The following is a 26,153-nucleotide window of genomic DNA, read 5'->3' as shown; positions in this document are numbered from 1 at the left end:
GGTATGAACGTTACGAAAGGAGCAACGCAATGAAGTGCCTCGTTTGCAAGACCCCCGATCTGCTGATGACCGAACGTCAGAACATCGAGATCGACTATTGCCCGACGTGCCGTGGCGTATGGCTCGATCGCGGCGAACTGGACAAGCTGCTGACCCAGATGCAGGACACGCCCGAACCGGACAACAGAAGCAATCAGGTCGAGCGCGATGGGCGCCACGGCGACCGCGACGGCCATCAAGACCAGCAGTGGGGCCGGCGCAACGATTCTTACCACGGCGATCAGCGCAAGCACTACGATCCGCGCCGCAAGAAGAAGTCACTGTTCGATATGTTCGATTTCGACTGACCTGCATGCATCCTGAGCGCGCGCCGCGCGGGCTACGACTGACGACACGATGCCCGAGCGGCTGCGCCGCGATCCAAACGTCGATCGGACGCTTTATAGTATTACTATAATCGACAGCGATCCGATCGAGACCCATCATCGCACCGCGTAAGCAAGCGGCCCGCGACACCCCGATCCGTTTTTTCGTATCTGCCTAAAACGTGGGACAGCACGGGATCGGCACGATGATGCCGTCGCCAGCAGCCTGATGTTTATCGACACGAACGTCGGGAAAACGCTAATCGAAAGCGCGCGGCGCCAAACATATAGTTTGGCTATAAGGAAAAGTCAGACGCGCGAAATGCGACCCCGCCGATGCTCCGGGGCATGCGCGGCGCGCAGGGTGTTCGCCACGAGCGCGCATCCATGCCGGAAGCCGTCCGGACCGTGATTTCCAGATTGACTGTCAGTTGCAGGTTTGCAGCAAGAGTTGGCGCAAAGCGTTCGTCGCGCGTCATGGCTGTCGTCGCGCATACGAAAAAGCAGCGCCTGGAAAACAACCACATCGGAGACAACACATGAAAGTCGCCACGCGTCTGATCGCCGGCATGCTTGTTGGAGCGGCGCTCACCGTTGCAGCGAGCGTCAACAGCTTCGCCGGGGACAAGCAGATCACCTTGGGTTTTTCGCAGGTCGGCGCCGAAAGCGCATGGCGCACTGCGAATACCGTGTCCGTGAAAACGTCGGCAAAGGACGCCGGCATCAACCTGAAGTTTTCCGATGCGCAGCAAAAGCAGGAGAACCAGATCAAGGCAATCCGCTCGTTCATCGCGCAGAAAGTGGACGTGATCGCGTTCTCGCCCGTGGTCGAGTCCGGTTGGGAACCTGTACTAACGGAAGCGAAGAACGCGAAAATCCCCGTCATTCTCACCGACCGTTCGATCGACGTGAAAGACAAGTCGCTATACGTGACGATGATCGGCTCGGACTTCCTCGAAGAAGGCCGCCGCGCGGGTAAATGGCTCGAAGAGCGGTACAAGGACGATAAAGGCCCGATCAACATCGCCGAACTGCAAGGCACGGTCGGCTCGGCGCCCGCGAACGACCGACACGCGGGCCTGATCGAAGTGATCAAGAACGATCCGAAGTTCAAGATCATCGCGTCGCAGAGCGGCGACTTCACGCTCGCTGGCGGCAAGCAGGTGATGGAAGCGTTCGCCAAGACCTACGGCAAGCAGATCAACGTGGTCTACGCGCATAACGACGACATGGCGCTCGGCGCGATCCAGGCGATGGAAGAAGCAGGCATCAAGCCCGGCAAGGACGTGAGCGTGGTGTCGTTCGACGCGACCAAGGGCGGCTTCGAAGCGATGATCGCGGGCAAGATCAATGTCGACGTCGAATGCAGCCCGCTGCTCGGGCCGCAACTGATGACGGCCGTGAAGGACGTGGTCGCGGGCAAGCAGTTGCCCAAGCGCATCGTGACCGACGAGACCGTGTTCCCGATGAACGTCGCCGCGCAGATTCTGCCGCAACGTAAGTATTGAGCGGCTGAGTCGCTGCGTACGTCCGGCGCGCTTTGCATCCAGGCGCGCCGGATTTTCATGAAACGTCACCGCCTCACGCTGCTTGCGACATTTATATGGCCGCACAACCGCTTTTCGAAACCATCGGCATCAGCAAGACGTTTCCCGGCGTGAAGGCGTTGTCGGGCGTCGACTTCCGGCTGTTCCCCGGAGAAATCCATTCGTTGATGGGCCAGAACGGCGCGGGCAAATCCACGCTCATCAATGTGCTCACAGGCGTGCACGAGCAGGACGCGGGCGAAATCCGCCTCGCGGGCGAAACCGTGCGTTTCGCGACGCCGCTCGAAGCCGAAGCCGCGGGCATCCAGACGCTGTATCAGGAAATCAATCTCTGCCCGAATCTCTCCGTGGCGGAGAACATCTTCGCGGGCCGGCAACCGAAGCGGCGCGGCGCGATCGACTGGAAAGCGATCCACCTGCGCGCCGAGGAGGCGCTTGCCGAACTGAACGTGTCGCTCGACGTCACGAAGTCGCTCGATGCGTATCCGATCGCCGTGCAGCAGATGGTCGCGATTGCGCGCGCGATGTCGGTCAAGGCACGCGTGCTGATTCTCGACGAGCCGACCTCGAGTCTCGACGACGGCGAAGTCGCGCGGCTCTTCGACGTGCTGCGCAATATCCGGCAGGCGGGCATCGCGATCCTGTTCGTCACGCACTTTCTCGAACAGACGTACGCGATTTCCGACCGCATCACCGTGATGCGCAACGGCGAGCGCGAGGGCGAATATCTCGCGAAAGACTTGCCCGTCGAACAGCTCGTCGCGAAGATGGTCGGCCATAACCGGATGACGGAGCGTCTGAAAGGCGGTGCGCCCGATACGCCGCAGCAGCGCGCGGGCGCGGCGCCGTTTCTGTCGATGCAAGGCGTCGCGCGACGCGGCGTGATGAATCCCATCGATCTCGATGTGCAGCCTGGGCAAATACTCGGGCTCGCGGGATTGCTCGGTTCGGGCCGGACCGAAACGGCGCGGTTGGTGTTCGGCGTCGACAAGGCGGACGCGGGCACGATCAGCGTCGACGGCAAGAACGTGAAGCTCAGCTCGCCGCACGATGCGGTGCGGCACGGCATCGGCTATTGCCCGGAAGACCGCAAGAAGGAGGGCATCGTCGCCGCGCTGTCGATCCGCGAGAACATCATCCTCGCGCTACAGGCGCAGCGCGGGTGGCTGCGCATGATCGGCCGCAAGAAGCAGCGCGAAATCGCCGACACGTATATCGAGCGGCTCGGCATCAAGGCGCACGACGCCGAGCAGCCGATCGGCCTGCTGTCGGGCGGCAATCAGCAAAAGGTGGTGCTCGCGCGCTGGCTCGCCACCGAACCGAAGATGCTGATTCTCGACGAACCCACACGCGGCATCGACGTCGCAGCGAAGTTCGAAATCATGGACCGCGTGCTCGCACTGTGCGCAAAAGGTCTCGCGATCCTGTTCATTTCGTCCGAAGTGGGCGAGGTGGTGCGCGTGAGCCATCGCATCGCGGTGCTGCGCGACCGGCGCAAGATCGCCGACGTGACGGGCAGTGCCGTATCGGAAGATCAGGTCTACCGGCTGATCGCAGGGGGAAGCGAATGAAGCAGCTTCAGGCGGTGCTCAGGCATCAGCTGGTGTGGCCCGCGTTGACGCTGATCGCGCTGTTCGCCATCGACGTCGCGCACCGCGCGAACTTCCTGTCGATTGCGCTGCTCGACGGACATTTGTTCGGCGCGCCCATCGACATTCTCAATCGCGCCGCGCCGCTCGTGATCGTGTCGCTCGGCATGACGCTCGTGATCGCGACGCGCGGCATCGACATTTCCGTCGGCGCGATCGTCGCGATTGCGGGCGCGGCGGCCGCCGTCGTACTCGCCGACGATCCGACGCGCGTCGGCACCGCGCTCGGCGCGGCGCTCGCCGTGGGCGTGCTGGCGGGTGTCTGGAACGGCATGCTGGTCGCGTTCGTCGGCATGCAGCCGATCATCGCGACGCTGATCCTGATGGTGGCGGGGCGCGGCGTCGCGCAGCTGCTCACGGGCGGGCAGATCATCCCTATCGGCGCGCCAGGCTATCTGGTGTTCGGCGGCGGCTATCTGGCGACCGTACCTTGCTCGGTTTGGATCGCGCTCGGCGTGACGGCCGCGACGGCGCTGCTGGTCAATCGCACGGCGCTCGGCCTCTTCATCCGCGCGATCGGCGTCAATCCCGTCGCGACGCGGCTGGTCGGTCTGCGCTCGGGCGCGATCGTGTTCAGCGTGTATGTGTTTTCGGGCTTGACGGCGGCCATCGCCGGCATTCTCGCCAGTTCGAACGTGCGCAGTGCGGACGGCAACAACGCGGGCCTGCTGCTCGAACTCGATGCGATTCTCGCCGTGACGCTCGGCGGCACGTCGCTGCTCGGCGGACGGTTCAGCCTCGCAGGCACCGTGCTCGGCGCGCTCATCATCCAGACGCTCACGTACACCACGTACTCGATCGGCGTGCCGCCTGAAGCGACGCTCGTCGTGAAGGCCATCGTCGTGCTGTTCGTCAGCGTGATCCAGTCGAGCGTCGCGCGCGCGATGCTCGTGCGCCAGTTGCTGCGCGCATTCGCATTCATGAAGACGAAACCGCTTACTGGGACGCCCCAATGAACAACATGCTCGGCCGTCTGCTCGATCCGCGCACGCTGCCCATCGTCGTCACCGTCGTGCTGTTTGCCGTGCTGTTCGGCTTCGGCTCGGTGATGTACACGGGCTTCTTCTCGCTGCAGGTGTTGCTCGGGCTGCTCGTCGACAATGCGTTCCTGCTGATCGTCGCGATCGGCATGACGTTCGTGATCGTGTCGGGCGGCATCGATCTGTCCGTCGGCTCCGTCGTCGCACTGACTACGATTCTGTGCGCGATCTGCGCGGAGCGCCTGCACTGGCCCGTGTGGGTCATTGCGCCGCTGGTGCTCGCGTTCGGCGCGCTGTACGGCGCTGCGATGGGCGCACTGATCCACTTCTTCCGTTTGCAGCCGTTCATCGTCACGCTGGCGGGCATGTTCCTCGCGCGCGGCGCGTGCTTTCTGATCACCACGCAATCGATCACGATCAACGAGTCGACCTTCCATGCGATGGCGGGCTTCAGCGTGCCCATCGGCGGCGGCTCGCTGACGTCGGGCGCATTGATCGCGTTGCTGACACTGGCCGTGGCGATCTTCGTCGCGCACTTCACGCGCTTTGGACGCAACGTATATGCGCTCGGCGGCAACGAACGTTCGGCGCTACTGATGGGCTTGCCCGTCGCGCGCACGCGCATCGGCGTGTATGCGTTGAGCGGCTTTTGCTCGGCGCTCGGCGGCTTCGTGTTCACGCTGTACGTGCTGTCGGGTTACGGCTTGCAGGCGCAGGGCATGGAACTCGATGCGATTGCCGCGACCGTAATCGGTGGAACGCTGTTGACGGGCGGCGTCGGCTACGTGATCGGCTCGGTGTTCGGCGTCGGTATTCTGGGCACGATCCAGACGCTGATTACCTTCGACGGCACGCTCAGTTCGTGGTGGACACGCATCGTGATCGGCGCGCTGCTGTGCGCGTTCTGCCTGCTTCAACGCATCATCGAGCGGCATGCGGCGCGGCGCAAATCGGACGGCACGGGCCTGGGCGCGAACGTGACAAAGTCCGCCGACAAAACCACGCCACCACACGGCACCAGCAAAATCGATCTGGCGAAGATGAGTCCGACGACGTTGAAGCAGTCGTGAGCGTGTCAGCTGACTGACGGCAACGCTGCGTCGTCGTTCTGCATGCGCGCATGCCGCCGCGCCGCGCCCGGCGTCACGCCGACGATGCGCTTGAACGCGCGGCTGAACGCGGCATCGGAGTCGTAGCCTAGGCGCAGCGCAAGCTCCAGCAGCGACGCGTCCGTCTCCTGCAACTGTGTGAGCGCTGCCTGCATTTTCCAGCGCACCGCGTAGCGCATCGCAGGTTCGCCGACCAGTTGCGTGAAGCGCGCGGAAAACGCCGAGCGCGACATGCCGACGCTGTCGGCCAGTGCCGCCACGGTCCAGTTGCTAGACGGATCGCGATGAATCATCGCGATCGCGCGCCCGATCTGCCGGTCGCGCAACGCGCCGAGCCAGCCCGTCTGCGCGGCGGGCGCATGCGCGATCCACGCGCGCACGGCCTGAATCACGAGGATGTCGGCGAGCCGCGTGATGACCGTTTCGCCGCCCGCATTCAGCTGCTGCGCTTCGGCTGCGATGAAACGCAACGTGCTCTGTATCCATTCCATTTCAGGCGACTGCCACGTGTCGACGCGAATCAGCGCCGGCAGCAGGCCGATCAGCCGTTGCGCGGCAGGGTGATCGAAGCGCACGAGCGCGCAGATCATCGTGGTCGGCGCGCCGCCTTCGCCATGACGAAGAATTTCGTAACGGTTGCTGACGGCTTCGCGCGGCAGATCGAACAGCTTGCCGGCAGGGACGCCCGCTGCGCTCATCAACCGATGCCCCGCGCCGTGCGGCACGAGCGCGAGATCGCCGGGGCGCAGCACGCAACGCTCGGCGCCGTCCACTTCGAGCAGACATTCGCCCGACGTCACCACATGGAACATCATCGAGCGCTCGAACGGCGGCAGTTCGAGCGCCCAGGGCGCCGTGAACTCCGAGCGGCAATAGAAAGTGCCGCTCATGCGCAGAAAGTGCAGCGCTTCGCCGAGCGGATCAACGGATGCGGGCAGTTCGTCCATGCAGGCAGTGTAGGCGGCAGAGGACGTCCGTCCAAGCGTCTGGACGAATGATCAAGAATGGCGGATATCGGATCATTGTCCGTCCAGAAGCGCGTCGCTATTCTGGATTCACGGTCGCCGCACGACGCGGCCTTCAGACGGAGGTGATCCATGAAAGCAGACGCGATTCTCGTGCTGGGCAGCACGGGCAAGACAGGCCGCCGCGTGGCGGAACGGCTCACGGCGCGCGGCGCCAACGTACGGCACGGCTCGCGCTCGGGCACGCCGCCTTTCGACTGGGCGGATCGCGCGACGTGGGCGCCGTCGCTCAACGGCGTGAAGGCCGTCTACATCAGTTACTTCCCGGACCTTGCCGTCGACGGCGCCGCCGACGATATCCAGGCGTTCACCCATCTCGCCGTGCAAAGCGGCGTACGCCGCCTCGTGCTGCTGTCGGGGCGCGGCGAGACGGAAGCGCAACGCTGCGAAGAGATCGTGCGCGAGTCGGGCGTCGAATGGACGTTGCTGCGCGCAAGCTGGTTCGCGCAGAACTTCAGCGAAGCGCACTTTCTGGAGCCGGTACTCGCGGGCGAACTGGTGCTGCCCGTCGGCGACATCGGCGAGCCGTTTGTCGATGCCGACGATATCGCCGACGTAGCCGTCGCCACGCTCTCCGACGACGGCCACGCGGGCCAGCTCTACGAGTTGACGGGCTCGCGCCTGTGGACCTTCGCCGATGCCGTCGCAGAGATCGCCAGCGCCACAAGACGGCCGATCCGTTTCACGCGCGTGACGATGCCCGAATACGTCGCCGCGCTCGAAGAAGCACAGCTGCCGCCCGACATGATCGGCCTGATCCGCTACCTGTTCACGGAATTGCTCGACGGGCGCAACGCTTCCGTGCAGGACGGCGTGCTTCGCGCGCTCGGGCGGCGTCCGCGCGAGTTCGGCGATTACGTGCGTGCGACAGCGGCGACGGGCGTCTGGACGCCGGGTGTCGAAGACAGCGCGCCTAGCTTCTGATTGAGCCAGTACGCGTACGACACCTCGATGTTTTCCTGAAGCGCGATCAGGTTCGTGGTCTGATCGATCAGCAGTTGCCCGATCTGCGCGACCAGGTTGAACTCCTGCTCGACCAGTTTCGTCACCGTGTTGGCGCCGCGAATCTCGGCGCGCTCGCGGTTCCATGCGGCCCAGCCTTGCATCCAGGCTTGCTGTTGCAACGTCAGACGCTCGACGACGGCTTGCTGCATCTGGACCAGTTCGCCCCAGGTGTGCAGGTCCATGCCGAAGGCGAGCAGCCGCGCGGTGTCGATGCTGTTGGTCGCCGAACGGGCGGCCCACCCGCTCAACAGCACGGGCATCTTCAGCGTGTCCTGGACGGCGGCGGCGCGTGCGGCCGGCGCGGTTTTCTGCACCGCTTCCGCGGCGGTCACGGCACCCGTTGCGACAGCCGTGGCTCTCGATGCAGCCGTTTGCTCCGCAGGCGCGGGCATGAGGGTCATTTCGTTCATGGCAGGCTCGTCAGGTAAGAGGAAGGGTCAGCCGCCAAGCCGGCTCAGCATGCTGTGCAGCGCCTTGATCTGGATTGCATTGCGCGAATAGTAGTCGGGCTGTTCGGGGTCGTCGCTCGTATAGCCCCACCAATCCCAGCAGCCGTCCGGGTTTTGCAGTCCACCGCCGTCGGCGCCCGTCGCCTGCGGATACAGCACGATGATGTCGTTGCTGTCGGCGAGTTCGTTGTAGCCCGTCGTCGTGATGTAGCGGTTGCCGTAGGGCGCCTGGTTCGTCACGTCGGCGCGTCCGAATACGTAGTTCACGTAGCTGTAGCCCTGCTTGCAACCGTGCAGCACGAGGTGCACGCGTGCCGGCGCGCCTTCTTCGACGGAGCGCGGCACGTACGCATAGCCGAACTCGCCCATGCTCGCGCGCGCTTCGCCGCCGAAGAACTCGGTTTGATCGAAGCGCAGCAGACGGCCGCTCGTTTGTGGCGCGGGCGCCTTCAGGCCGTCGTAGATGTGATGCAGGATTCGATGCGACTGCATGAAACCGCCCTGGTTGATATAGGGCGGCTGGTTGGTATCGAGTAACGAGTCTTCTGGATTGTCGGTGACGATCGAATGGCCGGCGGGCACCGTGTCGTCGAACAGGATGTCGTCGGACGCGACGCCGAGCAACTCGTAGAAACGATGCGTGCACTTCACGACCTCGGAATACACGACGGTATCGCGCGAGCCCGTGAACAGATAGACGCGGTCGCCTTTGAGATTCGACAGCGGATCGATTGCACCCGCCTGCGCGGTGTCGTGCGCGAGTTGCGCGAGGCGCGGCGCGCTCGGTCCCGTCTGCGGCGTGAGCGGGCTCATGCAGATGTATTCGGCGCTTTGAACATTGGCGTCCTCGGCCAGCGGCGCCGCGCCGCGAAATGACTCGGAGCAGCGAAACGGTCCGCCCGCAATCACACCGACACCCGCAAAGCTCGCGGAATGCGCGAGGTGCAGTTGCACTGTCATGAATGCGCCTGAAGACAAACCGGAAATGGAGCTTTCGCCTTTCTTGACGTTGTAGTTGCGCAGTTGAACGATATCGTTCGCCATTGAATAGTCCCCCGTACGAATAGCGCAGCCGCGATGATGCCCATCGCAACCGGTCAGATGTGTGACACGCAGAAGTCGCTTTATCGACCGCTTGATGCGGTACTTCAAGATCGAAGCTCTATTGGTATAGACGACGTTGCGCAGTGCAGCAAGCGCTTTTTTATGAAGATTGCGCGACGAGATTCGGCTTAGCCTCGCGGCATAAAAAGCCATGCTGCGTGCATTCGATTGACGCGTTGCGCATCAGGCTTTCGCACCCACGTTCACTACTGAGCAGCGACAGGCTTGCCCAACGCATCCTTCACGCGCGTATGCAACTGCGTGCGGATTTCCTCGATAACGGGAGCGGGCAACGGAATGTAGTCGAGTTCCTGCGCCGTGCGATGTCCATTCGCAAACGCCCATTCGAAAAAGTTGAGTGCTTCCTTCGTGTGATCGGGCTTGTCCTGCGTCACGGGTATCAGCACGAAGGTCGCGCCCATCACGGGCCATGCGTCCTTGCCCGGCTCGTTCGTGAGAATGCTGACCAGCGACGTTGACCAGTCAGCGCCGAGCGCCGCCGCGTTGAACGCCTCGGGTCCTGGCTGTACCGCCGCGCCCGACGCGTTTTTCATCGCCGTGTACGCAATATGGTTCTGCTTCGTGAAGTCCCACGCGACATAGCCGATCGAGCCGGGCAGATAGCGCACATAAGTGGCGATGCCTTCGTTGCCCTTGCCGCCAATGCCGCGCGGCCAGCGAACGGACGTGCCTTCGCCGACCTTTGCCTTCCATTCGGGGCTGACCTGCGACAGATAGTGCGTCCAGATGAGCGTCGTGCCGGAGCCGTCGACGCGGCGAATCACGGCGATGGCGAGATCGGGCAGCGTCGCTTTCGGATTCAGCGCGACGATGGCCGGGTCGTTCCAGTTCGTGATCTTGCCGAGATAGATGTCGCCGAGCACCTGGCCCGACAGCGTCAATTCACCGGGCTTGATACCCGGAATATTGACGACGGGCACGACGCCGCCTATCACGGTCGGAAACTGGACGAGACCGCTCCTGCTCAGTTCGCTCTCGGTCAGCGGCGCATCGGAGCCGGCGAAGTCCACCTGCTTCGCGAGTATCTGCTTGACGCCTTCCGTCGATCCCACGCCTCGATAATGAACGCTGCCTCCGCCGGATTTCTTGTAGCCGTCCGCCCATGCCGTGTAGATCGGCGCGGCGAAGGTGCTGCCCGCGCCCGTGATATCGGCGGCGTGAGCGTTGATCGTCACGAAGGTGGCAAGCAGGGCAATCCACGTTGGGATGGTTCTCACGATAGCCTCACGGTCGTTGGTGTTCGGATTGTCGGGTGATGGCCGGTCCAGCCGTTCGCTGTCGACTGTGAAGGATTGATGTCGACAGATGGCATTGCCGTGCATCTGATTACAGGACGGCGGCGTACGTGATGCAAATTGAATCGGCCTATCGCAAACCCGCGTGCAGACTTGGTCTGGGCGCATTTGCTTTTGTCGGAGGAGAGCAGGGTCGAGGTGGAGGAACTGGCGCCGCTGTTCGCTAGCCTCGATGTTTTCAGGCGGATTGCGCACGGCTGGCGGTCGCATTACGGCGCTGCGTCCCCGCGTCCGTTCGCCGCGTCAGGCGCGACGCGCTCACGCAGCGGATTTTTCATGCGGTATGCTGATTCGCGATCAACGATGTTTGACCTGTGCCTCATTTCCCGGAGATAGCGGCAATGGGCTTGCTGAGCCGGCTGTTTCATCGCGATTCCTCATCCGTGCCGCCGATGGCTGCCGCGCGTATCGACGAGGCGATCGGGCGCATTCTCGCCATTCATCCGCGGATCGCCGTCGCGAGCCGTTATCGGCATCGGCTCAAAGAACCGATTGCCGTCACGCTCGACTATGCGGACGAACTGATGGCTTCGCTCCCCGCAACGCTCGATGCGAACGCCGACGCGTGGGCCGGCAATCCGAGCCTGCGCGCATTCTTCGCGACCCCCGACGATATCGCCGATACCTTCGGCCGCTCGCAAGAGGTGCGCGCTTTCTTCGAATCGAATCCCGACGCCGTCGATGTGCATGGCACGCTCGGCATGGCGCTGACCGAGCGGCACGTGTTGGGCGTCGCGCTGGACGGCGACACGCTGCATCACGATGTCGCGCAAACCACGCTGAGTTTCAGCGACTACCGCGTGAGGGTCTGCGGGCGCACGGAAACGTCGCTTCGCGAAGAAATCGGGCGCAGACTGATCGATCAGCTGGCGCTCGAAGGACTGTCGATGCTGGCGGCCACCCGCGCCACGCGGCTCGCGCGAGGGCGCGAGCTGATGCAGGAGCGCGTTGCGCTGCTGCATCGCGGCGGCGCGGGGTTGGCTTCCGTCACGGGCGGCGGCGGCGCTGTCGAAGCGAGCGAACTCGCGCATGTGCAGACGCAGATCGCGCAGAACGCCGAGAGCCTCGCCGCGCTCAGAGTGCCGACCGATATCATCGAACACGAACTCGAAGGCATTTGCGAGGTGTTCGGCAAGCCGGCGGATTACGTGTACATCAAAAACCGGCATATCCGCATCGATATGATGAACGTGGTTCAGGAAGGCGAGACGAAAGGGGGCAGCGATATCGAGTTTCACTTCGTCCGTGTTCCCGGCGTCACGCCGCAGATGCGCGCCTTCGCGCTGGTTCGCTTTCGACGCTCCGATCTGCCGCCGGGTGGATTGCAGATCGACGCAGCCATGCGCGCTCTTTAAGATCGAAAGGATGTCGCGGTCTTTGGCGAAGCGGAGGAATCAAATGATGAAGGGCTATGTGGTTTCATTGGCCGCAGCCGCATGCGTTTCCGTTTCTCTGGCGCCGTTGCAACAGGCCGTCGCGCAACCGTCCGCCTTGAAGCCGATGCAGGACGCGCAACGCAAGGCCGAGCAAAAGGCGCGCGAGGCAAAGAAGGAGGACGAGCGGGCGCAAGCCCCTGACGAAGCGCAAAGGCCGGAAAGCGCGAAACCGGCATCATCGCCTTGATGGGTGCCGTTGCAGTTTTCAATGCGATCCGCTTCGGCGTTGTGTATTTCGTATCGTTGAGAGGCTTGCGGAAACCCGACAACGCGCGTGGAAAGTCATAAACTGTTCGCATACACCGAACTGCTTTTGAAGGACCCGCAGAAGTTGTCGCCGGCTTTTTCAACCTTGTGCGCTTTGTTCGATGGGCTGACTTTCGATGAGGAGAACGTCGTTATGGCTGAGCTTTGGGTTGCCAATATCGAAGACAACACGACCGACGAGGAAATCAAAACGTTCCTGTGTCACTACGGGTTTCCGCCGTTCGATACGATCCGGCGCGTCGAAGGAACGGGCGAACGTCCCGCTGTCGTGCTCGAGTTCAATGACATCGGCGCGCATGTGTTGCAGAGTCTGCAGCCGCGCGTTCATAACATGTTCTGGAAAAGCCGCACGCTGACGGTCCAGGTCGTGCCCACGCGGGACGAGTCCTGAAGCCGGTGCGGTCCATGCGCGGCATGGGCCGCTAGCCGAACCGACACGACGGTCACAGGAGACGAGCGATGCCTGAATTGAAGAACGAAAAGGACAGCGTACGCAGCGGACAGTCGAAGGGCGCGCGTGAACGTACCAAAGCGCCGGGACAAATGAAGAACAAAGAGTATGAAAAAGAACTCAAGTCGCTTCATATCGAACTGGTGAAGCTGCAGGAATGGGTCGTGCAAACGGGCGCGAAGGTCTGCGTGATCTTCGAGGGACGCGATGGGGCAGGCAAGGGCGGCACGATCAAGGCGATCACGGAACGCGTCAGCCCACGCATCTTCCGCGTCGTCGCGCTGCCGGCGCCGACGGACCGCGAGAAATCGCAGATGTACATCCAGCGCTATCTTCCGCATCTGCCTGCTGCGGGCGAGATCATTCTGTTCGACAGAAGCTGGTATAACCGCGCGGGCGTCGAACGGGTGATGGGATTCTGCACGGACGAGCAGGTGCAGAATTTTTTCAAGGCCGTCCCGCTGATCGAGCACGCCATCATTCAGTCGGGCATCATTCTGCTGAAGTACTGGCTCGAAGTCAGCGAGGAAGAGCAGACACGTCGTCTCGAAGCGCGAATTACCGACGAGCGCAAGATCTGGAAACTGTCGCCGATGGATCTGTTGTCATATAGCCGCTGGTATGACTACTCGCGCGCGCGGGACGATATGTTCGCGGCAACCGATACCGACCAGACGCCGTGGCACGTGGTGCGCTCTGACGACAAGAAACGCGCGCGTCTGAACCTGATCACGCATCTGCTCGACAGCATTCCGTACAAGACGATGCCGCGCCCGAAGGTCAAGTTGCCGAAGCGGAAAAAGGCGGAAGGATATCGCCCGACCGATCGGCCCGTCCGTTATGTGCGGGAGAAGTTCTAAAGGCTATCGACGCATCGGGTAGCGCACGCACTCGCCGCGCGAGAGCATTGACTCTCGCGCGACTTCATTTCGCGTCCTCGGCTTTGCCGCGCAGCAGCGCTTCGGGATGTCGCTGCAAATAGTCCGACAGCGCGCGGAAGGACGCGGCCGTGCGCGCCAGCTCGCGAACCGCATCGCTCGTGTCCTGTTGCAATGCCGAATCGGGCTGCAGCGCGGTGTTCGCGGAATCGAGCGTCGCCTGCGCTGCCGTCAGTGCGCCCTTGGCCTGCGGCACCACTTGCGTGTTGAGATCGCGCATCAGCTGCGCGGTGCTGGCGAGCGTCTGTTGCGCGTTCTTGCCGATCTGTTCGAGCGGCAAGCTGTCGAGACGCGCCACGATCCGGTTGAGCGACTCCTGCAGCGATTGCAGGCCGCTCGGCGTGGTCGGCAATTCGGGTGGCGTGCGGTTCCAGTCGACATAGGCTTTCGGCGCGTTCGGGAAAAAGTCGAGCGCGATATACAGTTGACCCGTGATCAGGCTGCCCGTCTTGAGTTGCCCGCGCAAACCGCGTTCGACGAGGAAATCGGCCAGCGCTCTCGGGTCGTCCCCGAGACGGCCGCCTCTCGGCTCCGACGCATAACGCGACGTGAAGCGCTCCGGATAGAACTTGACCTCGACGGGAATGCTGATCTGCCTCGTAGCGGGATCGAAGCGCGTGTAGATCGCCGACACCTCGCCGACCGTGATGCCGCGAAAATCGACGGGCGCGCCCACCACGAGGCCGCGCACCGAACCCTGGAAGTTGAACACGTAGGTCTCGACGAGCCGCTCGTGCTGCTTCATCGCATCGGCGCGCGTGGCGAAGAGCGGGAACAGCGCTTTCACGGGCGCTTCGGGTCGGTCAAGCGACGCGGTTGGCGTCTCGAACGCGAGGCCCCCGACGAGGATCGACACCACCGACTGCGTATTGATCTGCACGCCTTCCGTGCCGAGCGTCACGTCGATGCCGCCCGCCTGCCAGAAGCGTGAATCGCTGTTCACGTAGCGGTCGTACGGCGCGTTGATGAACACGTGCAGCGTGACGCCGCCGCCGTCCTTGTCGAGATCGAACGACGTCACCTGTCCGACCTGCAGGCGCCTGAAATAGACAGGCGTGCCGACATCGACCGAACCCAGGTCGGCCGATTTCAGCACGAACTCGCGCCCCGGCACGTCGCTCGCGAACACGGGCGGAACCTCGAGCCCTGAGTAGTCGCGCCGCTCCTGTTTCGCGTGGCCAATGTCCATGCCGATGAACGCGCCCGACAGCAGCGTGCCGATGCCCGACACGGTGCCGCCCGCGATGCGCGGCCTCACGACCCAGAAGCGCGTGTCGTCGACGAGCATATCGGTGGCGTCGCGTGTGAGTTCGGCGGTCGCGATGACGGTCTTGTAGTCCTTCGACAGCGCGACTTTCTTCACGACGCCGATGTCGACGTCCTTGAACTTGATCTTGGTCTTGCCCGCTTCGAGTCCTTCGCCCGTCCTGAAACTGATCGTGATCGTCGGACCTTGCGATAGCACCGCCTGCACCGCGAGCCAGATGCCGACCAGCACGGCCACGATGGGCACAAGCCAGATCCACTGAATGCGCCAGCGCTTGGGCGGCACGGCGACGGCCTCAGGTAGCTCGGGCGGACGGCTCATGACGGTCGCCTCATGTTGCGAGCGAGCCGTTTGAAGGGGAGGGCGAAGTCGCTCATTTCGCGCTCTGCGCGGCCGCATCGCCGCTGTGCTGCGCTGCCTGGGTGGTCAGGCCTTCTGCCGTGATGACCCAGCCGCCGCCCATCGCCTTGTACAGGTTCACATACGACACCAGCACGCCCGCCTGGGTCTGCGTCTGGTTCAACTGTGCGTTGAAGAGACTGCGCTCGGCATCGAGCACTTCGATATAGCTCGTGTAGCCGCCTTCATACCGCAGCCGCGCAAGATGCGCGTACGTCGCCAGCGCCTGGACCTGCCGTACCTGCACATCGAACTGTTCACGCACCTTCTGCGACGAGATCAGCGCATCGTCGACTTCCTGGAACGCTCCCTGGATCGCCTTGCGGTACGAGTACAGCGCCTGTTGCTGCACCGCTTCGGCCTGCTTCACCTGTCCGACGATCGCACCGCCTTCGAAGACCGGCTGCGCGATCGAACCTGCAAACGACCACACGCGCGACGGCCCCGTAAAGAGCTTCGAGAACTGCCCGCTTTGCGTACCGAGCAGCCCCGTCAGCGAAATCTGCGGAAAATACAGCGCTTTCGCCGCGCCAATCTGCGCATTCGCCGCGACGAGATCCTGCTCGGCCTGACGCAGATCGGGGCGGCGCTCCAGCAGATCCGACGGCAGCCCGGCCGGCACGGCAGGCGCCGCGAGTTCGGCCAGCGCGCGCCCGCGCAGGATATCGCCCGGATTGCGCCCGAGCAGCACCGAGAGCGCGTCTTCCTGCTGCGCGATCTGCGCCTCGATCTGCGGAATCACCGCGCGCGATGCCTCGTATTCCGACTGGCTCTGCGCGAGTTCCATCTGCGAAACCTCGCCACCCCTGAAGCGCAGATCGAACACGTGCACGGATTCGGCGCGGCTCGCCGTGGTGGCCTTCGCAATCTCCAGCTGCCGGTCGAGACTGCGCAGGTTGATATACGACGACGCCACCGACGACACCAGCGTCAGCACCGTGCCGCGCTTCGCTTCTTCCGTCGACAGCAGGCTCGCGCGCGCCGATTCCGTCAGACGCCGGTTGCGGCCGAAGAGGTCGATCTCCCATGACGCCGAGAGCGACGCCGTGTACGTGTTGAACACGGGGCTCTGCACATTCGCGAACAGCGGCGAGGACGACGTCGAGATACGCTGGCGCCCGGCATCGAAGCCCGCGCCGACCTGCGGAAACAGCGCCGCGCGCGTCGTCACGAACTGGCCGAGGAACTGGTCGACGCGCGCAGCGGCGATTTTCACGTCGTTGTTGTTCGCCAGCGCGGTCGTGATCAGTTCATCGAGCACCGGGTCGTCGAACTGCTTCCACCATTCGGTGTTGGCGATGTCGGCCGCGTAGTTGTCGGGGAAGCGGTACGTCGCGGGCACGTCGAGTTGGGGGCGCGAGTAGTTCGGCCCGAGCAGGCAACCGCTCAGGGCAAGGACGCATAGCGCGGACACAAGGCCGGTGGCGAGCGGAGTGGTCAGCGGGGCGCGGCGCATGTCAGTCACCCTCGCGCGGTGCGGACGGGTTGGTCGCCGGGCCACCACCGACTTTGGGTCCACCCGCTGACGGCGGCACCTTTGGCGGCTCCGACCCCGGCGCAAAAGGCGACACATCCCCGGCCTTCTTCGCCTTCTTCTCCGAGCGCTCCGACATCGTCTCGAGCACGTAAAAGAACATCGGAATAAAGAACACCGCAATCGCCGTGGCCCCGAGCATCCCGCCGATTACCCCCGTGCCGATCGAATGCCGGCTGTTGGCCGACGCGCCCGTCGCGATCGCGAGCGGCACGCAGCCCAGGATGAACGCGAGCGACGTCATCACGATCGGCCGCAGCCGCTCCTCGGCCGCCGTCATGGTCGCGTCGAACACCGACTTGCCCGCCTCGCGGTTGAGCACCGCGAACTCGAAGATCAGGATCGCGTTCTTCGCCGCCAGCGCCACCAGCATCGTCAGACCAATCTGGAAGTACACGTCGTTGTTCAGCCCGCGCAGCAGGATCGCCACCAGCGCGCCGAAGAGGGCAAACGGCACCGCCATCAGCACGCCGAACGGCAGGCTCCACTTCTCGTACTGCGCCGCGAGAATCAGGAACACCATGACCAGACCGAACACGAACACGAGGCCCGAGGTGCCGCCCGACTGCTTCGCCTCGAACGCCTCGCCGCTCCACGCCACCCCGTACTCCGACGGCATCTGCGCGCCCACCTCTTCGAGCGCAGTGATTACCTGGCCCGACGCGTAGCCGGGCGCCGCGTTCGCGGTGATCTTCACGGCCGGGAAGTTGTTGAAGCGCGTGATCAGGTCCGGCCCCGTCACGTAGCGCGAGGTCACCACCGATTTGAGCGGCACCATGCTGCCGTTCGAGCTGCGCACGAAGATCTGCGTCAGGTCATCGGGCCTCAACCGGTACGACGGCTCGGCCTGCAGGATCACCTGCCACAGCCGGCTCGAGCGGTTGAACTGCGACACGTACAGCGAGCCGAACATCGTCTGCATCGCGCTGTAGACGTCCTGGACGGGCACGCCGAGCGTCTCGGCCTTGTCGCGGTCCACGTCGACCAGCAGTTGCTGCGAGTTCGCGTTGAAGGTCGACGTGACGCCCGTCAGTTCGGGGCGCTGCTTCGCCTTCGCGACGAAGTCGTCCACGACGGCCGCGAACTGCGCGATCGTCGCATCGCCCTTGCTCTGGATCCACATTTCGGTGCCACCTGTCGTGCCCAGCCCCGGAATCGACGGCGGATTGAGCGGCACGACGATGCCTTCGCGGATCTGCGAGAGCGCCTTGTACGCATCGATGAGCACGGCGCGCGCATTCTGCGTGCGGATATTGGCCGACGAATACCGGTCCTCGAAGCTCTTGAAGCCGACAAAGAACGTCGACGAGTTGTTCTTGTTCTGGCTGTCGAGAATGCTGAAGCCGTCCACCGTCGTGATACTGCCCACCGCCGGCTGCTTCATGAAGTACTCGGACACGCGGTCCGACACCTGCCCCGTGCGGTCCAGCGACGCTGCATCGGGCATGATCACGGCGCCCAGCAGATAGCCCTGGTCTTCGGGCGGCAGGAACGCGGTCGGAATATCGCGCATCATCACGACGGCCAGCGCGATCATGCCGACGAACAGCAGCAGCGCGATCACGAAGCGCTTGATGATGAGGCGCACCGCGCGCGTATAGCCCGCCGTCATGCGCGTGAACTGGTTGTCGAACCAGCGGAAGAAACCCTTTTTCTCGTGATGTCCGGGCTTGAGCAGCAGCGCGGCGAGCGCGGGCGAGAGCGTCAGCGCGACGATGCCCGAGATCACCACGGAAATCGCAATCGTGATGGCGAACTGCTTGTACATCTGCCCGGTGATGCCGCCGAGAAACGCGACGGGCACGAACACGGCGCACAGCACCAGCACGATCGCCACCACGGGGCCCGCCACTTCATCCATCGCCTGCTTGGCGGCCGTCTTCGGATCGAGCTTGTGCACGGTCATGTTGCGCTCGACGTTCTCGATCACGACGATCGCGTCGTCGACCACGATGCCGATGGCCAGCACCATGCCGAACAGCGTGAGCATGTTGATCGAGAAGCCGAGTGCCTCCATCCCCATGAAGGTGCCGACGATCGACACGGGCACGGCCAGCACGGGAATCAGCGTGGCGCGCAGGCTCTGCAGGAACACGAACACGACGATCACCACCAGCACGACGGCCTCGAAGAACGTGTGCACCACGTCCGTGATCGAGGCGCGCGTGAACTCGGTGGTGTCCATCGCGATCTCGTAGTCGATGCCCTCGGGGAACGACTTCTTCATCCCGGCGAGCGTGGCGCGCACCTGCTTCGAGACATCGAGCGCGTTCGCGCCCGGCTGCTGGTAGACGGCGATCACGGTGGCAGGCTTGCCCTGGAAGCGGCTGCGGATCGAGTAGTCCTTCTGGCCCAGTTCGGCACGCCCGATGTCCTTCAGCCGCACGATCGCCGCACCGCCGCTCTGCGCGCGGATGATGATGTTCTCGAATTCGCTGGGCTCGGTCAGCCGTCCTGTGGTGGTGACGGCGAACGACTGTTCGACGGCGTTGCCCGTGGGCGACTGGCCTATCCGGCCGACGGCGAACTGCTGGTTCTGGTTGGCCACCGCGCGCTGCACGTCGGCGGCCGTGATGCCCAGCTGCGCCATGCGGTCGGGGCGCAGCCAGATGCGCATCGCGTAGTCGGGCGTGCCGAAGATGCTCGACTGGTTGGCGCCCGGGATGCGCTTGAGCGCATCGAGCACGTAGACGTTCGCGTAGTTTGCGATGTAGGTGGCGTCGTAGCGCTCGGTGGGCGAGTAGATCGCGATCACCATCATGAACGCCTGCGACTTCTTCTGCACCTGCACGCCCTGGTTGGTGACGGACTGCGGCAGTTGCGGCAGCGCGAGGTTCACGCGGTTCTGCACGTCGACCTGGGCGAGTTCGGGGTTGGTGCCGATCTGGAAGTACGCGTTGATCGTCAGGTTGCCCGTCGAGGAGCTCGACGAACTCATGTAGATCATGTTGTCCGCGCCGTTGACCTGCTGCTCGATCGGCGCGGCGACGTTGTTGGCGACCACGTCGGCGCTCGCGCCCGGGTAGGTCGCGGAGATCGTGATCTGCGGCGGGGTGATGTCGGGGTACTGCGCGGTAGGCAGCGCGAGCATGCACAGCGCGCCGCCCAGCGTGATGACAATCGAGATGACCGAGGCGAAGATCGGCCGGTCGATGCAGAAGTGGGAGATGTTCATCGGGTTGGGGTGCGTCGGATGGCGTCGGTCGTCATCGGGTCATCGGCTCATGGGCTGACGCTGGCCGGGCGCGTCTGCGCCAGCGTGGCGGCGGGTGCGGACGACGCTGCGGCGGCGCTTGCCGCCGGCGGCGCAGAGGCGGGCGTGCCGGGCGCACCAGGCGTGCTGCCTGGCGCCGCACTCACCACCTTGATCTGCGCATCCGACGACACGCGGATCGCACCATCGACCACCACGCGCTCGCCCGCCTTCAGCCCTTCGTTGACGAACCAGTCGTCGCCGTGCCAGTCGCCGACGTCGACCACGCGCTGATGCGGCTTCGAATCCTGGTCGAGCACCCACACGAAGTGGCTCTTCGCGCCCTGCAGCACCGCGCGCTGCGGCACCAGCACCGCATTGGGCCGCACCGCACCCGAGACCTTCGCGCGCACGAACTGGCCGGGCCTGAGCGTGCCCTTCGGATTGGCGAACGTGGCGCGCACGAGGAAGGTGCCCGTCTCCTGGCTGAATGCGGGGTTCGTGAAGTCGATGCGGCCCTTCTGCGGATAGACCGAGCCGTCGGCCTGGATGACCGTCACGTCGAACTGGTTGTCGGGCGGAAAGCGCAGCAGGCCCTTCGCGACCTGATCACGGTAGCGCAGCAGTTCGTTCTCGGAGATGCTGAAGTTCACCCACATCGGGTCGAGCTGGTAGACGTAGGTGAGCAGCCCCGACTGGTTCGGCGTCACATAGCTGCCGTCCTGCACGCGCGCGAAGCTCGATAACCCCAGGAGCGGCGAGCGGATCGTGCAGTAGCTCAGGTTCAGTTCGGCCGTACGCACCTCGCCCTGCGCGGCGATCACGGCGGCTTCGGCCTGTTTCTCGTTGCCGGTGGCATCGTCCAGGTCCTTCTTGCTCAACGCGTTCTGCGCGGCCAGCGGAATCACGCGGGCGAGGTTCTGTTTCGTCACGAGTAACCGTGCCTGCTGCTGCGCGAGCGCGCCTTTGGCAGACTGCAGCGCGGCCTCGAAGGGCTTCCTGTCCATCACGAACAGCACCTGGCCTTCCTTGACGAGCGTGCCTTCCGTGTACATGCGCCGCTCGAGAAAGCCGTCGACGCGCGCACGGATTTCCACCTCGCGCGAACTCTGCGTCTGCGCGGTAAACTCGAAATCGACGGGCGTTTCCTGCTGCCGCACCGTGACGATGGTGACTTCGACGGCCGGGTGCGGTGGGGCGGTGGGGGCTTTCTTGCAGGCGGTGAGAGATGACAGTGCCAGCAGCGCGAGAGGCAGCAGCAGCCGCTTGCGCGCCGGATGTTTTTTCACAACAAGACAGAGGCAGTTCGATAGCCGATACAACAAAGACGCCATGAGCGCCTCCCCATTCAAGCTATTGGGTGCCGTGCGTCACGCGACAACACGAGCGCGCGCTCGCGCGCCGCGCGGACCGGCAGCCAGGTTCGAATTGTGTTGACGGGCCAAAACGCTGCCAGTCGCTTTGCTGCTTCGAAGGTCTCCTTCGCGCCGGTCCCGTGTTCGCCGCCGAGCGTGCTACAAGGGGGCAAGCGGGCTACAAGCGTGCTACAAACGTCCAGACGGTCTAGACGAATACGCAGCTCCGCAATATCGAACGGCATGTCTGCGCACGCGCCGCGGCCGAACGCGCGGGCATCACGCAGCGAGTATCTGGCAGCGGCACGGCCCGCACCATTGGACTTTGGTCCAATACCGATCCCTGGGATCGTGCATTACCCTGATCAGAACGCTGGACGCCTGATGCGACACATACGCGACACATGCGCTCCGAATGTCCTTTCACAGATGTGAAAGGACCCTGGCGAACGAGAGGGCCCAGCGATGCCCAGGGACAACCCAGCGCTTCACCGCAGCCAGAAGCCACCCGTCGCGCCACGGCGCAGGTGGCTTTTCGTCGTCGGTGCCGTCATCGCGCTGGCGGCGCTGGGCTGGGGACTGTATGCCGTCATCGAGCCGGCTTTCCAGACGCGCATCGTCATCACGACGGGCGCGGACAAGGGCATTTATCGCGGCTTTGCGGAGCGCTATGCGCCCATCCTCAAACGCGACGGCGTGACGCTCGAAATCCGCAGCTCGTCCGGATCCGTCGAGAACTACGAGCGGCTCAAAGACCCCACGAGCGAATACCAGGTGGGCTTCGTTCAATCGGGCACCACCACGCCGCAGGAAACCGATCATCTGGAAACGATTGCCGCCGTTTCATATGAACCGATCTGGGTTTTCTATCGTGACGCGCAGACCATCAACCGGCTCGCGCAACTGCGCGGCAAACGGATCGGCGTCGGCGTTCCGGGCAGCGGGCTATTGGAGGTGTCGCGGGTCTTGCTGCGCTACAGCGACATCACGCGGGACAACACCCAGCTGTTCGAAATGGATGCGCCGAACGCCTGGCGCTGCCTCCAGGACGGCTGTCTCGATGCAGCGTTCTTCATCGGCAGGCCGGACGCGCCGATGCAGCAGATGTTGCTGAACAGCGACCTGAAGCTGATGAGCTTCGCTCAGGCCGACGCGCTCGTGCAGAAATTCCCGTCGCTGAAGAAGGTGACGTTCCCGCGCGCCTCGACCAGCATTGTCGACGATCGCCCGCAAACGGACGTCACGTTGCTGGCCGCGACGGCGCTGCTGGTCGCGAAGGACACGTTGCATCCCGCGCTCGTCTATCTGTTGCTCGACGCAGCCAGAACCGCGCATGCGGGAGAGGACTATTTCACGCCGCTCGGCACCTTCCCCAATCTGAATACGGATGAATTCCCCATTTCCAGCGAAAGCGAGCGCTACTTCAAGTCGGGACGTCCGTTCCTTCAGCGCTACCTGCCGTTCTGGCTTGCGAGCTTTGTCGAGCGGCGCCTGCTGATCCTGGTGCCGTTCCTGGCCGTGCTGATCGGGCTGGTGCAGGCGCTGCCGCGGATACTGGAATCGCGCGTCAAAAAGCGCTTCGTGGTCTGGTATCGCGAGCTCAAGGCGCTGGAAGACGAAATCTGGAAGACGGCGCAGCCATCTGCGCACCAGCTCTCGCAATGGCACAACGAACTCGAGAGCATCGACGCGCAGGCGAGCCAGATACGCGTGCCGACGCGCTATCTGCACGACGTCTATGCGCTCAAGCAGGCGATCAGCGTCGTGCGGCACCGCATCTCGCGGGCGGCGCGACCGACCGGTTAGCGCGGGAAATCGCGCAGTGACCCAGCGGAGAAAATCGATGTTACCCATCCAGAGTTCTGAGAAGTCATTTGCGCGCGCCATGCTCGACGTGCTGATCCGCGCGGGCCTGATCGCCATTCTCGCGATCTTCTGCTTTCGTATCGTCGTGCCGTTCCTCAATCTGCTGGTGTGGTCGCTGATTCTGGCTATCACGCTCCATCCGCTGCTGGTTCGCCTGCGAGGGCAGTCGAAGCGCTACAACGGCCTGGTCGCGACGCTGATTATTCTCGCCGCGTTCGCCATCATCCTCGTGCCGACCTACCTGCTGGGCGTGGCGGCCGCGGATTCCATCGAGCACGTGACGGCCATCATCAAGAGCGGCGGCGTTCGCATTCCGCCGCCGTCCGAGTCGGTCGCCACCTGGCCGCTCGTCGGGCAGCGTCTGTACGACTTCTGGTTGCAAGCCTCGACGGATCTGACGGGTCTCGCGCAGCGGTTTGCGCCGCAACTGAAGGAAGCCGGCCTGGTCGTGCTCGGCACGCTGGCTGGGCTCGGCGTCGGACTGGTGACGTTCGTCGTTGCGCTGATTCTCGCCGGCGTTTTCATGGCGCACGGCGAGCAAGGCCGTCGCAGCGCGGTGCTGATCGCATCGCGCGTCTCCGGCCCGGAGAACGGCCCGAAGATCACCGAGTTGTGCATCGCGACGATCCGCGCGGTCGCGCAAGGCGTGGTCGGCATTGCGTTCATCCAGATGCTGCTGATCGGCATCGGCTTCGTCGTGATGGGCGTGCCCGGCGCGGGGCTGCTCGGGCTCGCGGTGCTGTTGATCGGCATCATGCAGTTGCCCGCCACCCTCATCACGATTCCCGTGATCGTGTTCGTATTCGCCACCGAGGGCGCGAGCGCCGCGACCATCATCTTCGCGATCTACACGTTCATCGCGGGGCTGGCCGACAATGTGCTCAAGCCGTTGCTGCTCGGCCGAGGGGTCGACGTGCCGATGCCCGTCGTGCTGATCGGCGCGTTGGGCGGCATGATCACGAGCGGCGTGCTGGGTCTGTTCATCGGCCCGGTGATGCTCGCGGTCGGCTACCGGCTGTTCTGGCGATGGGTCGAGGATCAGCCCGCCAGCGAATCACGCAGGGGGGAAGGGCGTTTGACCGGGCGGATTTAAAGCTTCTTCGACGCGCTGTTTGCCGCGCCGTTTGCCGTGTCCGGCGCATGAAGTGCTTGCCACGCCGCCAGCGCTTCTTCGAGGTTGAAGAACATCCGCCCTTGACCCAATGTCGCGCCGAGCGACGAGAGTTGCACCGCCGCGAGCACGCTGGGATTGAGGTGCACGAGCCAGATCGCGATGCCACGCTCGCGCTGCTTTTTCTCGGCTTCGATCAGCATCTTGAGCGCGGTGTACTCGAGATCGAACACGGCGCTCATCTCCAGGATGAGGACCTTCGGCTGCGCCGCGTCGATCAGCGGCCGAAGCTTCTGCCCGATGTGCTCGGCGTTGGCAAAGAACACGCGCCCCTCGACCCGCAGCACCAGCAGCCCCGGGAACGCCTCGTCGTCGGGATGCTCGTCGGACACGGGGCGGAACACGTGCGTGCCCGGCTTGCGGCGCAACACATAGACGGGCGGATCGGCCACCTGATGCGCGAGCGCAACCAGCGACACGACAATCGCGACGAGTATGCCCTGCAAGGTGCCGAGCAGCACGACGCCCGCCAGCGCGACGAGCGCCCACAGGAATTCGGTGCGGCGTATCCGCAAGATTGCGCGGAAATCGGCCGGGCTGAACAGGCCGATCGAATAGACGATCACGACGGCGGCCAGCGTCGCGTGCGGCATCAGGCCGATCAACGGCGCGAGCAGCAGCATCGTGCCGAGCGTGACGGCCGCCGTGACGAGCTGGGCGAGTTGCGAGCGCGCGCCCGCCAACCGGTTGACGGCCGTCTGGCTCGTGCCGCCGCCCGCGGGCATCGCGCCGAGCCACGCGCCCGCCGCGTTGCCGAGGCCCGTCGCGAACAGTTCGCGGTTCGGCTTCGGCATGGGTTCGCCATTGCCCACAAACGCACGCCCGGCCGCGACCGTTTCGGTGAAGCTCATCAGCGCGATGCCGGCGGCGTCCTTCCAGAGCGAGCCGATCAGCGAGAAATCGGGCATCACGACAGAGGGCAAGCCCGTCGGAATATGGCCGACCACGCCGACGCCATGAGCGGGCAAGCCCAGCAGCACGACGGCACCGATCCCGCAGGCGACGGCGATCAAGGGTGCGGGCGCGCGCGGATAGAAGTGCTCGAACGCCACGAGGATGGCGATCGTCGCCGCGCCGACGGCTACCGTCCACCACGATGCGTGGGGAATGCCCATCGCCAGGGCCGCGACGTTGTGAAAAAACGAACCCTTTTCCGGGTGGATGCCGAACAGCTTCGGCAGCTGATCCAGCACGATGACGACGGCGATCCCTGCCTTGAAGCCCGTCAGAACGGGATCGGAAATGAAGTTCGCGACGAACCCGAGGCGCAGCAACGCGGCCAACGCGAGCATCCCGCCGACGAGCAGCGTGAGGGTCGCCGTCGCGCGCATCAGCGCGGCCGTTTCGCCGCCGGGAACGGCCTGCGCGAGCGCGGCGGCCGTCAGGATGGCGAGCGTCGCGCTGGTGCTGACGCTGAGCGGCCGCGACGTGCCGAAAAGGGCATAGATGACCATCGGCACGAAGGCGGTGTACAGCCCGACTTCGACGGGCAGCCCAGCCACCGACGCATAGGCGAGGGCCTTGGGCAGCACGACGGCTGCCGCCGTGACGCCGGCGACGAGGTCCGGCTTGATCCAATCCTTGCGATAACCGTGCATCCAGTCGAGCACGGGAATTCGCAAACGGCTGGCAACGTGTCCCATGATCGCGAGGCCTCCGCATTTCAGTCGGCGACGGTGCGGCTATCGACTACGCAACAGCTCAGGTTGACGCGCGACGGACGTTTT

Annotated in this window: 21 protein-coding genes; 12 read left to right on the top strand and 9 right to left on the bottom strand. The window is 64.1% G+C overall.

All coding sequences use genetic code 11. The annotated features are described in order from the left end of the window. Nucleotides 1-29: 29 nt before the first annotated feature. The 5 genes from C2L64_RS26200 to yjfF all read left to right on the top strand — a co-directional run bounded on the left by C2L64_RS26200 (nt 30) and on the right by yjfF (nt 5,611). The gene (locus tag C2L64_RS26200) at nt 30-347 is read left to right on the top strand and encodes a TFIIB-type zinc ribbon-containing protein (protein WP_007589824.1); all 318 of its coding nucleotides are present in this window, start codon (nt 30-32) and stop codon (nt 345-347) included. Nucleotides 348-934: 587 nt separating this feature from the next. Further along, nucleotides 935-1,873, top strand: a complete 939-nt coding sequence (locus C2L64_RS26195; RefSeq protein ID WP_236674268.1) for an ABC transporter substrate-binding protein — start codon at nt 935-937, stop codon at nt 1,871-1,873. A 95-nt stretch (nt 1,874-1,968) separates the two neighbouring features. After that, on the top strand, nt 1,969-3,483 hold the full coding sequence (locus C2L64_RS26190) for a sugar ABC transporter ATP-binding protein (protein ID WP_007589826.1): 1,515 nt from the start codon (nt 1,969-1,971) through the stop codon (nt 3,481-3,483). Next, nucleotides 3,480-4,517: an ABC transporter permease gene (locus C2L64_RS26185; RefSeq protein ID WP_007589829.1), complete on the top strand. Its 1,038-nt coding sequence runs from the start codon at nt 3,480-3,482 to the stop codon at nt 4,515-4,517. The genes C2L64_RS26190 and C2L64_RS26185 overlap by 4 nt, the downstream gene beginning before the upstream one ends. Next, nucleotides 4,514-5,611, top strand: coding sequence for a galactofuranose ABC transporter, permease protein YjfF (yjfF, locus tag C2L64_RS26180; protein WP_007589830.1), 1,098 nt, complete (start codon nt 4,514-4,516; stop codon nt 5,609-5,611). The genes C2L64_RS26185 and yjfF overlap by 4 nt, the downstream gene beginning before the upstream one ends. Before the next feature lie 5 nt (nt 5,612-5,616). On the opposite strand, the gene C2L64_RS26175 is transcribed toward yjfF, so the two are convergent. Further along, nucleotides 5,617-6,597 carry an AraC family transcriptional regulator gene (locus C2L64_RS26175; RefSeq protein WP_007589834.1) on the bottom strand — a complete coding sequence of 327 codons (981 nt, stop codon included), beginning with the start codon at nt 6,595-6,597 and terminating at the stop codon, nt 5,617-5,619. Between the two features lie 150 nt (nt 6,598-6,747). Between C2L64_RS26175 and C2L64_RS26170 the strand changes: the two genes are divergently transcribed. Beyond that, nucleotides 6,748-7,599, top strand: a complete 852-nt coding sequence (locus C2L64_RS26170) for an NAD(P)H-binding protein (RefSeq protein ID WP_007589835.1) — start codon at nt 6,748-6,750, stop codon at nt 7,597-7,599. On the opposite strand, the gene C2L64_RS26165 is transcribed toward C2L64_RS26170, so the two are convergent. The 3 genes from C2L64_RS26165 to pstS all read right to left on the bottom strand — a co-directional run bounded on the left by C2L64_RS26165 (nt 7,530) and on the right by pstS (nt 10,471). Beyond that, entirely contained in the window at nt 7,530-8,090 is a 561-nt protein-coding gene (locus C2L64_RS26165) for a hypothetical protein (RefSeq protein WP_007589836.1), read from the bottom strand. The genes C2L64_RS26170 and C2L64_RS26165 overlap by 70 nt on opposite strands. 27 nt (nt 8,091-8,117) lie before the next feature. Further along, complete coding sequence (locus C2L64_RS26160) at nt 8,118-9,173, bottom strand: extracellular catalytic domain type 2 short-chain-length polyhydroxyalkanoate depolymerase (RefSeq protein WP_039901727.1); 1,056 nt, start codon at nt 9,171-9,173, stop codon at nt 8,118-8,120. A gap of 266 nt (nt 9,174-9,439) precedes the next feature. Further along, nucleotides 9,440-10,471 (bottom strand): phosphate ABC transporter substrate-binding protein PstS, encoded by a 1,032-nt coding sequence (gene pstS, locus C2L64_RS26155; protein WP_039901728.1) that lies wholly within the window; start codon nt 10,469-10,471, stop codon nt 9,440-9,442. A 419-nt stretch (nt 10,472-10,890) separates the two neighbouring features. On the opposite strand from pstS, the gene C2L64_RS26145 reads away from it, so the two are divergent. From C2L64_RS26145 to ppk2, 4 genes are all read left to right on the top strand, one after another. Continuing rightward, a complete protein-coding gene (locus C2L64_RS26145) occupies nt 10,891-11,904 on the top strand; it encodes a hypothetical protein (protein WP_007589845.1) in 1,014 nt (337 codons plus the stop codon). A gap of 43 nt (nt 11,905-11,947) precedes the next feature. Next, complete coding sequence (locus C2L64_RS26140; protein ID WP_007589847.1) at nt 11,948-12,172, top strand: hypothetical protein; 225 nt, start codon at nt 11,948-11,950, stop codon at nt 12,170-12,172. Between the two features lie 213 nt (nt 12,173-12,385). After that, on the top strand, nt 12,386-12,643 hold the full coding sequence (locus C2L64_RS26135) for a hypothetical protein (protein ID WP_039901729.1): 258 nt from the start codon (nt 12,386-12,388) through the stop codon (nt 12,641-12,643). A 68-nt stretch (nt 12,644-12,711) separates the two neighbouring features. After that, the gene (ppk2, locus tag C2L64_RS26130) at nt 12,712-13,563 is read left to right on the top strand and encodes a polyphosphate kinase 2 (protein ID WP_007589851.1); all 852 of its coding nucleotides are present in this window, start codon (nt 12,712-12,714) and stop codon (nt 13,561-13,563) included. A gap of 64 nt (nt 13,564-13,627) precedes the next feature. On the opposite strand, the gene C2L64_RS26125 is transcribed toward ppk2, so the two are convergent. Genes C2L64_RS26125 through C2L64_RS26110 form a run of 4 tightly spaced genes read right to left on the bottom strand, consistent with a single transcriptional unit; the run spans nt 13,628 to nt 21,368 of the window. Beyond that, nucleotides 13,628-15,229 (bottom strand): PqiB family protein, encoded by a 1,602-nt coding sequence (locus C2L64_RS26125; RefSeq protein ID WP_007589853.1) that lies wholly within the window; start codon nt 15,227-15,229, stop codon nt 13,628-13,630. 52 nt (nt 15,230-15,281) lie between these two features. Further along, nucleotides 15,282-16,763 carry an efflux transporter outer membrane subunit gene (locus C2L64_RS26120; RefSeq protein WP_007589855.1) on the bottom strand — a complete coding sequence of 494 codons (1,482 nt, stop codon included), beginning with the start codon at nt 16,761-16,763 and terminating at the stop codon, nt 15,282-15,284. Between the two features lies 1 nt (nt 16,764). Further along, entirely contained in the window at nt 16,765-20,016 is a 3,252-nt protein-coding gene (locus tag C2L64_RS26115) for an efflux RND transporter permease subunit (protein ID WP_103153727.1), read from the bottom strand. A 47-nt stretch (nt 20,017-20,063) separates the two neighbouring features. Further along, a complete protein-coding gene (locus C2L64_RS26110) occupies nt 20,064-21,368 on the bottom strand; it encodes an efflux RND transporter periplasmic adaptor subunit (RefSeq protein WP_103153726.1) in 1,305 nt (434 codons plus the stop codon). 486 nt (nt 21,369-21,854) lie between these two features. On the opposite strand from C2L64_RS26110, the gene C2L64_RS26105 reads away from it, so the two are divergent. Together C2L64_RS26105 and C2L64_RS26100 are read left to right on the top strand one after the other, a co-directional pair. After that, complete coding sequence (locus tag C2L64_RS26105; RefSeq protein ID WP_007746349.1) at nt 21,855-23,195, top strand: TAXI family TRAP transporter solute-binding subunit; 1,341 nt, start codon at nt 21,855-21,857, stop codon at nt 23,193-23,195. A 37-nt stretch (nt 23,196-23,232) separates the two neighbouring features. Further along, entirely contained in the window at nt 23,233-24,348 is a 1,116-nt protein-coding gene (locus C2L64_RS26100; protein WP_009770345.1) for an AI-2E family transporter, read from the top strand. Here the strand turns inward: C2L64_RS26100 and C2L64_RS26095 are convergent. Beyond that, nucleotides 24,345-26,069, bottom strand: a complete 1,725-nt coding sequence (locus tag C2L64_RS26095; RefSeq protein ID WP_009770346.1) for a SulP family inorganic anion transporter — start codon at nt 26,067-26,069, stop codon at nt 24,345-24,347. The two genes, C2L64_RS26100 and C2L64_RS26095, sit on opposite strands and share 4 nt — an antisense overlap. Nucleotides 26,070-26,153 lie beyond the last annotated feature (84 nt).

Source organism: Paraburkholderia hospita (genome assembly GCF_002902965.1).
In the GTDB taxonomy this organism is placed as follows: domain Bacteria; phylum Pseudomonadota; class Gammaproteobacteria; order Burkholderiales; family Burkholderiaceae; genus Paraburkholderia; species Paraburkholderia hospita.
Note: the sequence above shows the minus strand (reverse complement) of the source record. Positions and strands in the feature narration are given on the sequence as shown.

What these genes read in the sequence shown, in the direction of transcription:
- C2L64_RS26200 (WP_007589824.1), top strand. Translation starts at nt 30, where the DNA reads ATGAAGTGCCTCGTTTGCAAGACCCCCGATCTGCTGATGACCGAACGT.
- C2L64_RS26195 (WP_236674268.1), top strand. Translation starts at nt 935, where the DNA reads ATGCTTGTTGGAGCGGCGCTCACCGTTGCAGCGAGCGTCAACAGCTTC.
- C2L64_RS26190 (WP_007589826.1), top strand. Translation starts at nt 1,969, where the DNA reads ATGGCCGCACAACCGCTTTTCGAAACCATCGGCATCAGCAAGACGTTT.
- C2L64_RS26185 (WP_007589829.1), top strand. Translation starts at nt 3,480, where the DNA reads ATGAAGCAGCTTCAGGCGGTGCTCAGGCATCAGCTGGTGTGGCCCGCG.
- yjfF (WP_007589830.1), top strand. Translation starts at nt 4,514, where the DNA reads ATGAACAACATGCTCGGCCGTCTGCTCGATCCGCGCACGCTGCCCATC.
- C2L64_RS26175 (WP_007589834.1), bottom strand. Translation starts at nt 6,597, where the DNA reads ATGGACGAACTGCCCGCATCCGTTGATCCGCTCGGCGAAGCGCTGCAC.
- C2L64_RS26170 (WP_007589835.1), top strand. Translation starts at nt 6,748, where the DNA reads ATGAAAGCAGACGCGATTCTCGTGCTGGGCAGCACGGGCAAGACAGGC.
- C2L64_RS26165 (WP_007589836.1), bottom strand. Translation starts at nt 8,090, where the DNA reads ATGAACGAAATGACCCTCATGCCCGCGCCTGCGGAGCAAACGGCTGCA.
- C2L64_RS26160 (WP_039901727.1), bottom strand. Translation starts at nt 9,173, where the DNA reads ATGGCGAACGATATCGTTCAACTGCGCAACTACAACGTCAAGAAAGGC.
- C2L64_RS26145 (WP_007589845.1), top strand. Translation starts at nt 10,891, where the DNA reads ATGGGCTTGCTGAGCCGGCTGTTTCATCGCGATTCCTCATCCGTGCCG.
- C2L64_RS26140 (WP_007589847.1), top strand. Translation starts at nt 11,948, where the DNA reads ATGATGAAGGGCTATGTGGTTTCATTGGCCGCAGCCGCATGCGTTTCC.
- C2L64_RS26135 (WP_039901729.1), top strand. Translation starts at nt 12,386, where the DNA reads ATGGCTGAGCTTTGGGTTGCCAATATCGAAGACAACACGACCGACGAG.
- ppk2 (WP_007589851.1), top strand. Translation starts at nt 12,712, where the DNA reads ATGCCTGAATTGAAGAACGAAAAGGACAGCGTACGCAGCGGACAGTCG.
- C2L64_RS26125 (WP_007589853.1), bottom strand. Translation starts at nt 15,229, where the DNA reads ATGAGCCGTCCGCCCGAGCTACCTGAGGCCGTCGCCGTGCCGCCCAAG.
- C2L64_RS26120 (WP_007589855.1), bottom strand. Translation starts at nt 16,763, where the DNA reads ATGCGCCGCGCCCCGCTGACCACTCCGCTCGCCACCGGCCTTGTGTCC.
- C2L64_RS26115 (WP_103153727.1), bottom strand. Translation starts at nt 20,016, where the DNA reads ATGAACATCTCCCACTTCTGCATCGACCGGCCGATCTTCGCCTCGGTC.
- C2L64_RS26110 (WP_103153726.1), bottom strand. Translation starts at nt 21,368, where the DNA reads ATGGCGTCTTTGTTGTATCGGCTATCGAACTGCCTCTGTCTTGTTGTG.
- C2L64_RS26105 (WP_007746349.1), top strand. Translation starts at nt 21,855, where the DNA reads ATGCCCAGGGACAACCCAGCGCTTCACCGCAGCCAGAAGCCACCCGTC.
- C2L64_RS26100 (WP_009770345.1), top strand. Translation starts at nt 23,233, where the DNA reads ATGTTACCCATCCAGAGTTCTGAGAAGTCATTTGCGCGCGCCATGCTC.
- C2L64_RS26095 (WP_009770346.1), bottom strand. Translation starts at nt 26,069, where the DNA reads ATGGGACACGTTGCCAGCCGTTTGCGAATTCCCGTGCTCGACTGGATG.